Origin of the sequence: Legionella bononiensis (assembly GCF_016786215.1) — a bacterium.
Classification (GTDB): Bacteria; Pseudomonadota; Gammaproteobacteria; order Legionellales; family Legionellaceae; genus Legionella; species Legionella bononiensis.
In genome coordinates this window covers 295,533-307,541 of the sequence record NZ_JADOBG010000012.1, presented here as the reverse complement: position 1 = coordinate 307,541, position 12,009 = coordinate 295,533, and the positions used below count along the sequence as shown (strand labels likewise).

The following is a 12,009-nucleotide window of genomic DNA, read 5'->3' as shown; positions in this document are numbered from 1 at the left end:
CTAGCTCCTGCCATTAAGTTAAGGATTATTATTGTGGTTTGGCTTTTTTTGTAGCCCGTATTAGCGCAGCGTAATACGGGGAAGTAATGGAGTTTGTTGTCACTTCGATCCTGTATTACGCTTCGCTAATACAGGCTACCAGGGTAGCTCCTGCCATTAAGTTAAGGATTATTATTGTGGTTTGGCTTTTTTTGTAGCCCGTATTAGCGCAGCGTAATACGGGGAAGTAATGGAGTTTGTTGTCACTTCGATCCTGTATTACGCTTCGCTAATACAGGCTACCAGGGTTGTAGATAAGAGTATATTTGCTGGTTCCTGCCATTAAGTTAAGGATTATTTATTGTGGTTTGGCTTTTTTTGAAGCCCATATTAGCGCAGCGTAATACGGGGAAATAATGGGGCGTGTTGCCACTTCGATCCTGTATTACGCTTCGCTAATACAGGCTACCAGGGATGTAGATTAGAGTATATCTGCTGGTTCCTGCCATTAAGTTAAGGATTATTTATTGTGGTTTGGCTTTTTTTGTAGCCCGTATTAGCGCAGCGTAATACGGGGAAGTAATGGAGTTTGTTGTCACTTCGATCCTGTATTACGCTTCGCTAATACAGGCTACTTGGTTTTGAGGCTTGGGGTGTAAGTCCTGTACATTTAAATTGGTTTATGATATCAATAATTTAAGAAAATTTTTGATTCAGTCATTCTCTCCCTCCTGGGCTGAATCTTGAATAATTTTCGATGAGGGCTCTGCATAACTTTTATGGGGGCTTTCATATGATTCTTGAACATCGAACAACAGCAACGGTCGATTTGTACAATTGCCACAGGTTAAGAGATACCCGGCAACCCTTTATACTGGTTTTGAATGAAACAGATAATGTATTTGCCGCTTTAAGTTATTGCGCTCTGCAAACTCGTTTAAAATCAGCTTCGGTTCATGCCCTGGGATCAATTGCCAATATTAAATTGGGTTATTTTCATCATGACAAAAAGCATCATGATATAAAAGAGTTTGCTGGTATCTATGAAATTGTTTCGCTGACAGGCAGCATTACAACAACTGAAGGAAAACCGTTTATCCATATTCATGCCGGTATCAGTAAGGAAGCATTTACTGTATTTGGCGGTCATGTCATTGATGCGTTCTCAGGCCCTGTATCTGAATTTATAATTAATCCGCTTTCATCAACCATCCCAAGAACGTTTGATGAGTCTTTAGGAATTTACACTATTTGTCAGGGAAGCGAACATGATAAGTCCTGAGCTTAAACTGCATAGGAATACTAATAAAGAAATTCTGTATAACTCAAATCAGTTACGTATTGATTATGAAAACCATGGAATTATTTATCTGAATAATTTTTTAGACTCCTCAAGTCTGGGTGCTTTATTAACAGAACTTAATCACGCTAAAAATAAAGCGGAGGACGATATTAGAACTCTATGGGGGAACAGGCGGGTTGTTTTTTATTCCAAAAATGCCGGAATTTCTACGGTTTCAGCTCATGATTACGTGACAGAGGATTATTTTCTACAATCCCATAATAAAGCGCATGTATTTTATGAAATGCATGGTGACCGCAGACATGTTAATCGGATGGGGCATGGCCTCCATTTAATGGAATCGTTTTATACTCTGCGAAACCTTGTTTATCATAATCCCTATCTCTCTACTGTATTAAAAACAATTGGATTCATTAAACCAATATGTCATCTCAGTGTTTATATTCCTAAGCATGCTCATGAAATAGGAAGTAGGGTACGCCCTCATCAAGAGTCTACTTTTGCTTATACTGAACCCCAATCAGTAGTTGTTTTATGGATCGCACTAGAAGATGCAACAATTCAAAATGCGTGTATGTGGGGTATTCCTGGAAGTAATAAATGGCCGCTCCACTTTGTATCTCGCGTAGATCATCAATTGAAAACCCGTAAATTTGAGCGCCTGAATGTCGTGACGGAAATTCCAGATTTTGACTTGCAGAGAGAGTTATTTGTTCCTTTGGAAGTCAAGGCAGGTGATGCTTTATTGTTTCATGGAAATTTCATCCATTGCAGTCCGGTTAATCGCTCCTCTTGTTCCAGAGGCGCGTTATCTTTGCAAATTATAGAAACTCAAAACGTGCAGTATCCAGGAACAAACTGGTTACAACCCAGGAACAACCAATTGATTTATGATTTATCCCCTTCTCTGGAGCGCACTCAAGGAGAACTCCATGTATGATAAAATTGAATTTTTTAAAAGTTATTTTTCTCGAGCTACTGAAAAAAAGATACTTGTTGAATCCATTGGCACTCGTTTAAACCTGCTGGAAGATAAAGCAAAAATTTTAGATCTGGGCTGTCATGATGGCTCATTAATCCGGACTATTATCACTCGTTATCAGCATTGTATTTCCAATAAACTGAACATTGTAGGAGTTGACCCAAGTCAAAGGGCACTGGCAGAATTTTCAGCACATGAATGTTCTAAAAAATATTCGATTAAAACGTATAAGGGAACTGCTGAAGAGTATTTTTCAAGACATAACGAGTATTTTGATTGGATTTTAGCCTCTCAAAGCCTTTATTGGTCACCTGATCTTGAGTTGATAATTCGCCAGATATATCAAAACAGTGACTCCGCGTTAATTGTTTTAAGAGGTAAAAAGGGAATTTTTGAAATCCAAACGCAATTCAAAGAGTATTTAGGAAACAAACAGGAGCAATTATATTCTGCTGATGATGTGGAACGGGCCCTTGTGGCAGAACAGATTCCTTATACCAAAGAATGTCATCAGACTTTTATTGAATTGCCTCAACAGAATACACTGGAGTTTAACTGGTTAATCGCCTTCTTTTTACAGCTTGAAGACGCAGACACCCCATCAGATCTCATTTCTAGAGTCAAGGATTATATAGAACAACAATCGACCGCCAACAGTTTGCAACACGATGTTGTATTTTTTTGGCTGGGTCAGACTGCTTGTTAATTTTAAATTTGGTTCAGTATTTTGAATAGCTGATCTAGTCAACCAAAAATCTATTATTTCATTAAATGAATCAGGTTTTGTTTTATGTTCCTTAAGGTTTGCTTAATATTTGCCCAGTATAATAATTGACCTTAATTACTAATCAATCAAATGATGTTCATTATGACTAAAAATACTTATCCAGAACATGTTGTGTATTTTGACGAAACTATTAGATCCAGAATATCCATGAAAAAGGAGTTTAAAGAAGAACGAAAGGTAATGAGGATATTACCTTCTAACCATCCTGATAACTCTTATTTAAATCTTGAGCAGCAACAGAAGTATGTTTTACAGTACTCAGAAGAGGACTATATTTTTTTTGCGGATGAAGGTGAGCAAATTGAAGATGGGGAATATCAATTCGTTTTGACTTGTGAAGAAGATCCCCGTTTGCTGTATAGTGATACCTTGCATCATTCCGCATTATCTAATGGTAAAAAAGTACTTGCAGCCGGCAGTTTAATTTTTTCTGACGGATATCTTGAAAAAATTACCAACAACAGTGGCCATTATCGACCAACTGATGATGAAATGTTGGACGTTATTAAAGCGTTATATACAGCAACCGACGGCAAATTAATAAGATATAAGAGTTATTGCACCAAGATGCCTTTAGAATATGCTGTACATGAACTAATCACATTAGATAAGTTTGCTGACGCAAAACCTCTTGCAAAAGGTGAGGTTGTAGACCTTATAACCGGTTTAAGAACAAAAAATAATTACGATGACAATATTGGGGCTTCTTCTTCAGATAATAATCATCGTTTTGGGCATAAACTCCGGGCAGAAATGAGCGATAAATATGAAAATATTCTTTCAAACTCGCAGATGTTTTTTTCCTTCTCTTCTTCAGATTTTAATGAATCTGAGAGTGTTGAACAAGGATATACCGGTCGTAAATTATCCAGGTAACAGGATTTAGTTCGTACTTGGAGAAACTCAAGACTTACGAAAAACACCCAATGTCTATCTTAAATGGAACTTGGGGTTTTTCGCAAATTCTGGGATTTTATTTTGGCGAAGCATTTTGAAAAGCAGGAATGGTCAAACAATAATCATTTATTGTGTTGATTAACGGATAGCTCTCCATAGCAAAATTGAATCGGTGCGCATTATAAACTTGAGGTATTAAACACAGGTCAGCAAGACTGACTTCATTGCCGTAGCAAACCGGTTGACTTCGCTCAAGGTGTTTTAATCGCTCCTCAAAGGCATCAAATCCGGTTTTTAGCCAGTGATGGTACCATTCTGTTACTTGCTCTTCATTTGCTTGAAACTGTTCTCTCAGGCGATTCAGTACTCTTAAATTATTAAGAGGGTGCATGTCGCAGGCGACAATCAAAGCCAGCGATTTTACAGCAGCTTTCATCAACGGATCTTGAGGAAGTAATGGAATTTCCGGATGGATTTCATCCAAATATTCGATAATAGCTACTGATTGATGGATGATGTGACCATCAATCTCCAAACTCGGCACCAAGCCTTGCGGGTTTATTTTCTTAAACTCCGGTTTATTTTGTTCGCCGCCATCATGTATTAAACGAACTTCCTCTTTTTCATAAGCAATATTTTTGAGATTCAGGGCAATACGAACCCTGTAGCAGGCCGTGGAACGGAAGTAGTCATACAAAATCATGAGGGATCCCATTGATAGCTTTTCACCGTTTGATCTATCGCACCAAAAATGCTGTTGCCCTGGGCGTCCAGCATTTCTATTCGTATTGAATCGCCAAAATGCATGAACGGTGTTTTAGCTTCACCTGATTCGATGATTTCCAGCATTCTTTTTTCAGCGATGCAGGATGAACCTTTGCTGCGATCGAGATTGGATACTGTCCCGGAACCTATAATGGTACCCGCAGTTAACGTTCTTGTTTTAGCTGCGTGTTGAATCAATTCAGGAAATGAGAACGTCATATCAACTCCGGCATTTGGTTGACCAAATAAAGTCCCATTCAAATGACTTAACAAGGGTAAATGAACACGTTGGCCATCCCAGCTGGAACCTAATTCATCTGGAGTAATGGCCACAGGAGAAAAACTGCTGGCCGGTTTGGATTGGAAGAAGCCAAATCCTTTTGCTAATTCACCGGGTATCAGATTGCGTAGGGATACATCATTAACCAGCATCAATAATTTAATATGTTGTTGTGCCTTCTTGTTATCGATTCCCATGGGGACATCATCAGTGATGATGGCAATTTCGGATTCAAAATCAATTCCATAGGATTCACTGGCAACAAGAACAGGATCTCTGGGACCAATAAAAGCATCAGAACCGCCTTGATACATTAATGGGTTAGTCCAAAAATCAGCAGGCATTTCTGCTCCTCTGGCTTTTCGAACCAATTCGACATGATTTACATAGGCACTTCCATCAGCCCATTGATACGCTCTGGGAAGAGGGGAGGCACAGTTGCGAGGATCAAAAGCAAAGGAGCCTTCTAAAGTCCGTTCATTCAATCGCTGATAGATGGCGTTCAGGTCAGCCTCTACCTGCGCCCAATGATCAAGGGCATATTGTAAATTGGGAGCAATAGAAGCAACTTTAATTGCTGTGGTCAATGATTGATTGACCACACATAATTCACCATCACGGGAGGAAGATGATTTTAAACTGGCAAGTTTCATTTAGACCTCTTAACAGTATTCTTTCAGGGTGCCGCGTCTGACTTGATCTCTTTCGATCGCCTCAAATAAGGCCTGGAAATTACCTTCACCAAATCCCTGATTTCCTTTACGTTGAATAATTTCAAAAAATACAGGTCCAAAAATATTTTCAGTAAAGATTTGCAACAGCAATCCGTGTTTGGGATCCACTTCACCGTCCATGAGGATTTTTTCCGCATTCAGTTGGTTCACTGGTTCTTTATGCCAGGGCAGTCGGGTGTCGAGCATTTCATAGTAGGTGTCTGGAACATCAAGGAATTTAACCCCTTGCTCTCTTAAACTATGGACTGTTTTATAGATGTCATTAGTAGACAAAGCAATGTGTTGAATACCTTCCCCTTTATATTCATGTAGGAATTCTTCGATTTGAGACAAATCGTCTTTGGATTCGTTCAACGGAATCTTGATTTTTCCACAAGGACTTCCTAGCGCTCTACTGACCAGACCGGTCATTTTTCCTTTAATATTAAAAAAGCGAATTTCCTGGAAATTAAAGAGTGATTCATAAAATGCAGCCCATTTATCCATATTACCGCGAAACACATTATGGGTCAGATGATCAATGTGAACCAGACCATTGCCAACAACTGGAGCAGTATTTTTTATGTTCCACTGTTGAGCAAAGGGTTGATGCGTGTCATCTACAAAATAAATCACACTACCGCCAATAGCTTCGATAGCGGGTAAACCGTGATGAGCATGAGCAGAGTCTTCAAATGCGGTAGCTCCATGAGAAATGGCATATTGAAAAGCAGCCTTGGCATCCTTAACCTTGAATCCCATAGCACAGGCTCCAGCGCCGTGAGTTACGGCGTGAGCCGCAGCCTGACATTGGGTTGCCGCGTTCACTATAAACTGAATATCACCTTGTTTAAATAAAGTGATGTCCTGATCCTGATGCGTTGCTACGGGTTGGAAACCCATATCGATAAATTGTTGATGTAACTTACTTTTATCCGGTCCTGAAAATTCCAAAAAGGCAAAGCCATCTAATCCGCAGGGGTTGTTATTTGTATGCATTATCAGGTTCTCCTTGTCTACATGTCACATTATGCGAGTACTCTTTCACAGGGGAAAAGAACGTTTGGCCTCTGAAAGAGTACTACTCAACGGGTTGTACCAGAAATAATCCATCAGCTATTGCTAATAAACTGATATGAACTCGGTGATCATTTTTAATCAATTCATTCAATTTTTTTATTTCCCTTGTTTGCCCGCTTACATCATTTGGATTGATCACGTTGCCATCCCAGAAAATATTATCTATGGCGATTAATCCTTTGGGTTGAATCAGTTTTAACGCTAATTCATAGTAATTAAGATAATTCGTTTTGTCGGCGTCAATGAATATAAAGTCAAATTGCTGCTCCCAACCTTCATTTAATAAGGAATATAAAGTATCTAGTGCTGGGCCAAGGCGTAATTTGATTTTTTGATCCTGTTGCGCTGCCCGCCAAAATGGATGAGCCCTTTTGGTCCATTCTTCGCTGATGTCGCAGGTTATCAACTGACCGTCATCGGGTAAGGCAAGTGACATTGCCAGAGCGCTGTAACCTGTAAAGGTTCCTAATTCCAGAACCTTTTTGGCACGGATCAGTCGGATCAGGAATTGCATAAATTGTGCTTGTTCTGGTGCAACCTGCATATTAGCAAGTTCCATAGTTGATGTTTCTTTGCGCAATTCGCTTAAAACAGGGTGTTCACGCAAAGATTTATCCAGCATGTATTCATACAGTTCAGGGGTAAGTGGTAAATGTTTCATATAACTACTCAATCAAGCCAGTTTTTCTTGTGCTAAAGTATCTGCGATTTCGCTGGCAGGTAAGTTATCTTTAGCAGAACGGGTAAAGATTTCAGTTAATGAAGTATAGATGCCATCGATCTGATCATTTACTTTATCTTCAGGAGTATGCAAATATTTGGACGCAGCAAAAATTAAACCGCCGGCGTTAATGACATAATCCGCTGCAAATAAAATGCCTTTTTCATGCAGTTTTTTGCCATGGAAACTATGTGCCAGCTGATTGTTCGCCGCACCAGCAATAACCGTGGTCTGGAGCTGGGGTATAGTTATATCATTAATGATTGCCCCCAATGCACATGGAGAAAATACATCGCAGGGGACTTTATGGATTAGATCCGTACTAACGGGTTTAGCGCCAAATTCATTAACCGCTTGTTCTACCACTGCCGGAGAAATATCAGCAACAGTAAGGGTTGCTCCTAATTCATGTAAATGTCTGGCCAGTAAATAACCTACATGGCCTAGACCCTGAATTGCTATATGGAGTCCTTTCAGGTTGTCTTTTCCTAGCTTAAATGCTACCGCTGCCTGAATACCGCGTAAGACGCCTTTAGCTGTGGATGGCGAGGGATCTCCGTTGTGTTTGGACAAGCTGGCAACATAGTCTGTATGCTCGGCAATTACATCCATATCGTTTAAAACGGTCCCGCTGTCTAGGGCGGTAATGTATCTGCCATTCAGTTCGTTAACAAATTTACCAAATTGATGCATGTATGCAGTGCGGTTAAATGAACCTTTAGGTTTCATTATTACCGATTTTCCTCCACCCAATGGAAGATTAACTGAAGCTGCTTTAAAGCTCATACCTCGTGCCAGACGCATGGCGTCTTTCAGTGCTGCTGCTGTGTTAGGGTATTCAATAAAGCGACAGCCACCCAGAGCCGGGCCCAGTTTCGTGCTGTGAATGGCTATCATAGCCTTCATTCCAGTTTCAGGATCCACTTTAAAGTGTAGGTCCCCAAAACCATGGGACAATGCGTACTCGAGGAAATCATCTTCTGCTATTGTTTGGTTGTTATTCGTTATATTGTCAACAGACATCATTTATTCGGCTCCTCTTGCAATAATTTGCGACAAGTTATAGACCTATTCGATAATTAAATCAATGGTAAGATTTCAACAAGTGGGATAAACGATCGTATTTGGCGCACCTTGAAAAAAATTGTTCTAAAATTTTGTGAATTGGTTTGGATGATCTTCTGATTTTTGATGTATTTTAAAATGAAAAATTCCATGGTTATGCTGCATTGCACAATATTGTGTTGCGACGCACCATTTGATGCTGCGCCGCACACATTAATCAGAGATGAATTTACCGTCAAAGTAGCCTGTATTAGACGAAGTCGTAATACAGGACGGTTTCCCCAATGCGATCCATTCCAGCCATCATCAATCATTCTGTGTTTAATCAATCGATCTGTACACAAATGATTGTACCCAACTACAGTAAAGCAGGGAATTGTTGAAGAGATTGATCCTGAATTACGACTTCGTCTAATACAGGCTACTCCCGCTGAACAGGTATTTGTAAAAGTTAAGAACTCTCCGGGAAAGCCCTGAATGCTTTTCTCTATTTCTACGTCATCCTCGCGAAAGAGAGGATCCATGCAACAATGTGGTATGGTGTTAATTTACAAGATGAATTGTCGCGTTCGTGAGGATGACGGATAACAAGAGACGAATTCTCTGTAATAAGTTATTGGACGTTGGGAATGATATGGTGTCTTGGGGGTTGCTGGTATACACTATTTTAAACATAAATTTTGAATGGAGAGAATCATGAAACAGCTTACCGGGATCCTTGCGTTAATGGCTTTTACCCCTTTTGCATTAGCAGGTGATGATGTTCCTCAATTGGTTCTTGATAAAGTTTTGTTCCAAATATCTGCGAAACAATGGGTTACCACTCAAACCGCCTTGTTAAATGTTAGCATCAATGTGACATTGAGTAGCGCTGATTTGGTTAAGGCGCGCGCTGACATTATGGACAGTTTGAATAAAATCGCTAAAGGTGATTGGCATTTAATAGAATTTGATCGCTCTCAGGACAGTTCCGGATTGGAAAAACTATTTGTGCAGGCACAGGCGCGAGTAGATCAATCTGCGTTAACTGATATTTATCAAAACGCCAAGTCGGTCAGCATGCCTGGGGCTAAATATGAAATTAGCGGTGTGGAGTTCAAACCCAGCCTGGAAGAAACACAAGCCGTTCGAGCTAAAGTGCGTGAAAAATTATATCAGCAGGTCACTGAAGAACTGTCGCGAATGAACAAAGCCTATCCAACTCAAAATTACAGTTTGAGTAACCTGGTGTTTTTTGAGGGCGATAATATACCGCCTCAACCAAGACCCTATCAGGCAAAAGAAATGAATACTGTTGTTATGGCAGCCGCAGCTCCTGCCCCATTAACGGTAAGTAATGAGTTGGTATTGACTGCCTATGTTGAAGCAGCTTCAAACCGTAAACAGGGGAATTAAGTTGTTGGTTGTAGATAAGGTTATTGGTCATCGAGGGGCATCAGGGTATGCTCCAGAGAATACGCTTGCGTCTTTTGATAAGGCACTGTCTTTGGGTTGTCGATTCATTGAGTTTGATGTGATGTGCAGCGCGGATGGTGAACCTTATATTATTCATGATGATAATTTAAAAAGAACAACCAATGGACGCGGTGAAGTCGGTCAGGTCGAGTCGACCTATTTGCAAAGTCTGGACGCGGGTTCCTGGTACTCCAGGCAGTTCAAAGGCGAGAAAATTCCTCATTTCAGAGATGCTTTAAAATGGTTGTCTTTTTCTGATGTTCAAGCCAATATAGAGATTAAACCCTATCCGGGTACCGCAGAGCAAACGGCAGTTGCCGTGTTGAGTCACATTCACCGTCATTGGCCTCAGGGTAAGGATTTACCTCTGGTTTCGAGTTTTGATTGGGAAGCGTTACTTTTATGTAGAACGATTGCTCCGGAGATGCCATTGGGATTATTGCTTCATGAATGGGATGAGCAATGGTTGCAGAAAGCAAAACAACTGGATTGCTTTTCGGTTCATTTTAATCGAAAAATATTAACCGCGGATCGAGTCAAAGCAGTAAAAGATGAAGGTTATACCGTTTGCGCCTATACAGTGAATCGAAAACGTCAGGCAAATAAATTATTTAATTGGGGTGTAGATGCTGTCTTTAGTGATTATCCAGATTTATTAACATGAAAGGTCTAATCTTATTCCTTTTGACACTACTGAATACTGTGTTAGCCCAGGCTAAACCCATAGAACTGGTGCTATGGCATGGTATGGCAGGACATTTGGGTGATGAAGTACGATTGCTCACTGACGATTTTAATAAAAGTCAAAATGAATACAGTATCAAACCTGTCTATAAAGGGGATTATATTGAAACGCTGACCAGTTTTGCTGCAGCATTTCGAGCGCATCAGGCGCCTTCTATAGTCCAGATATTTGAAGTGGGTACTGCGATCATGCTCTCTCCGAAAGGAGTCATCAAACCTGTAGACGCTTTGATGCAGGAGCAGGGAATGAGCCTGCCAAAAGGGGATTTTATTCAATCGGTACGCGAGTTTTATAGCAGAGACGGGCAATTGATGGCTATGCCTTTTAATCTATCCGCTCCTGTCTTGTATTACAATCTGGATGTGTTGGCAAAAGTTGGTTACAGCAAGGCAAATTTTCCGCGAACCTGGGATGAGATGGAAGTACTGGCCGAGCACATTAAAAAGGCTGGTTATGATTGCACTTATACCACAGCCTATCCCGGATGGATCTTGTTTGAGTCTTATTTGGCAATTCATGGATTGCCTATTACCGATACCAATCCAGTCCGGGCAGTATTTGAAACACCTCAGCTGGCTCGGCATTTTGAACGATTAAAGCGTTGGCATAATCTGCGCTATTTCCGTTATGGGGGGCGAGTGGATGATGCGACCATTCTGTTTACCAGCAGTGTTTGTCCCTTGTTTAGTCAATCTTCTGGTGCTTATAACAGTTTGTCCGCTTTAGTACCCTTTCAATTGGGTGTTGCAGCCATGCCTCTTGATACACAGGCCAGCAAAGTAAGACATGCCAATGTAGCTGGAGGCGCTGCGTTATGGGCTGTGGCTGGGCAACATGAAGAGAATTATAAGGGGATAGCTCTGTTTTTTAAATTCATCGCAAAACCGGAAATTCAGAAACGTTGGCATGAACATACCGGATATCTGCCTTTAGGTTTAAAAGGGCGTTACACTGGAATAGTCGAATCAAGTCATCATCCTGCTCTATTAATTGCTCGTACTGATTTGGAAGATAATCTTCATGCTGGAGCATTAAAACATACAGGCCCACAAAATCAGATACGTGGTATTAATGATGAAGTTTTAGAAGCCATGTTTGCAGGGCTAATCAGTGCCAATGATGCCTTACATGAAGCCGTCGAGCGTTCCAATCACATCCTGTTGCGTTTTACCAGAAATACCCAATGGGAAGAAAAAAAATCGGTTCCTTCTAAATTAGGGTAGATAATCCTTTATCT

General features: G+C 40.4%; 13 protein-coding genes. 7 read left to right on the top strand and 6 right to left on the bottom strand.

The window, feature by feature from the left end; genetic code table 11:
• Positions 1 to 772 precede the first annotated feature (772 nt).
• From IZU94_RS09570 to IZU94_RS09555, 4 genes are all read left to right on the top strand, one after another.
• Positions 773 to 1,261 carry a PPC domain-containing DNA-binding protein gene (locus tag IZU94_RS09570; protein ID WP_203110146.1) on the top strand — a complete coding sequence of 163 codons (489 nt, stop codon included), beginning with the start codon at positions 773 to 775 and terminating at the stop codon, positions 1,259 to 1,261.
• Complete coding sequence (locus tag IZU94_RS09565) at positions 1,248 to 2,222, top strand: phytanoyl-CoA dioxygenase family protein (protein WP_203110145.1); 975 nt, start codon at positions 1,248 to 1,250, stop codon at positions 2,220 to 2,222. The genes IZU94_RS09570 and IZU94_RS09565 overlap by 14 nt, the downstream gene beginning before the upstream one ends.
• A complete protein-coding gene (locus IZU94_RS09560; protein WP_203110144.1) occupies positions 2,215 to 2,970 on the top strand; it encodes a class I SAM-dependent methyltransferase in 756 nt (251 codons plus the stop codon). The genes IZU94_RS09565 and IZU94_RS09560 overlap by 8 nt, the downstream gene beginning before the upstream one ends.
• A 162-nt stretch (positions 2,971 to 3,132) precedes the next feature.
• The gene (locus tag IZU94_RS09555) at positions 3,133 to 3,927 is read left to right on the top strand and encodes an IQM protein middle domain-containing protein (protein WP_203110143.1); all 795 of its coding nucleotides are present in this window, start codon (positions 3,133 to 3,135) and stop codon (positions 3,925 to 3,927) included.
• A 97-nt stretch (positions 3,928 to 4,024) separates the two neighbouring features.
• On the opposite strand, the gene maiA is transcribed toward IZU94_RS09555, so the two are convergent.
• The 6 genes from maiA to IZU94_RS09525 all read right to left on the bottom strand — a co-directional run bounded on the left by maiA (position 4,025) and on the right by IZU94_RS09525 (position 9,096).
• Positions 4,025 to 4,651, bottom strand: coding sequence for a maleylacetoacetate isomerase (gene maiA / locus IZU94_RS09550; RefSeq protein WP_203110141.1), 627 nt, complete (start codon positions 4,649 to 4,651; stop codon positions 4,025 to 4,027).
• The gene (locus IZU94_RS09545) at positions 4,648 to 5,646 is read right to left on the bottom strand and encodes a fumarylacetoacetate hydrolase family protein (protein ID WP_203110139.1); all 999 of its coding nucleotides are present in this window, start codon (positions 5,644 to 5,646) and stop codon (positions 4,648 to 4,650) included. Before IZU94_RS09545 ends, maiA begins: the two co-directional genes overlap by 4 nt.
• Before the next feature lie 9 nt (positions 5,647 to 5,655).
• Positions 5,656 to 6,705 carry a 4-hydroxyphenylpyruvate dioxygenase gene (gene hppD / locus IZU94_RS09540; protein WP_203110138.1) on the bottom strand — a complete coding sequence of 350 codons (1,050 nt, stop codon included), beginning with the start codon at positions 6,703 to 6,705 and terminating at the stop codon, positions 5,656 to 5,658.
• An 82-nt stretch (positions 6,706 to 6,787) separates the two neighbouring features.
• A complete protein-coding gene (locus IZU94_RS09535) occupies positions 6,788 to 7,447 on the bottom strand; it encodes a class I SAM-dependent methyltransferase (RefSeq protein WP_203110137.1) in 660 nt (219 codons plus the stop codon).
• Between the two features lie 12 nt (positions 7,448 to 7,459).
• Positions 7,460 to 8,533, bottom strand: a complete 1,074-nt coding sequence (locus IZU94_RS09530) for a Glu/Leu/Phe/Val dehydrogenase family protein (RefSeq protein ID WP_203110136.1) — start codon at positions 8,531 to 8,533, stop codon at positions 7,460 to 7,462.
• A 53-nt stretch (positions 8,534 to 8,586) separates the two neighbouring features.
• On the bottom strand, positions 8,587 to 9,096 hold the full coding sequence (locus IZU94_RS09525) for a hypothetical protein (RefSeq protein WP_203110135.1): 510 nt from the start codon (positions 9,094 to 9,096) through the stop codon (positions 8,587 to 8,589).
• A 172-nt stretch (positions 9,097 to 9,268) separates the two neighbouring features.
• Between IZU94_RS09525 and IZU94_RS09520 the strand changes: the two genes are divergently transcribed.
• The 3 genes from IZU94_RS09520 to IZU94_RS09510 are packed head-to-tail and all read left to right on the top strand — an operon-like array spanning position 9,269 to position 11,995.
• Complete coding sequence (locus tag IZU94_RS09520) at positions 9,269 to 9,967, top strand: hypothetical protein (protein ID WP_203110134.1); 699 nt, start codon at positions 9,269 to 9,271, stop codon at positions 9,965 to 9,967.
• Positions 9,930 to 10,691, top strand: a complete 762-nt coding sequence (gene ugpQ, locus IZU94_RS09515; protein WP_439649226.1) for a glycerophosphodiester phosphodiesterase — start codon at positions 9,930 to 9,932, stop codon at positions 10,689 to 10,691. The genes IZU94_RS09520 and ugpQ overlap by 38 nt, the downstream gene beginning before the upstream one ends.
• Entirely contained in the window at positions 10,688 to 11,995 is a 1,308-nt protein-coding gene (locus tag IZU94_RS09510) for an extracellular solute-binding protein (protein ID WP_203110133.1), read from the top strand. The genes ugpQ and IZU94_RS09510 overlap by 4 nt, the downstream gene beginning before the upstream one ends.
• Positions 11,996 to 12,009 lie beyond the last annotated feature (14 nt).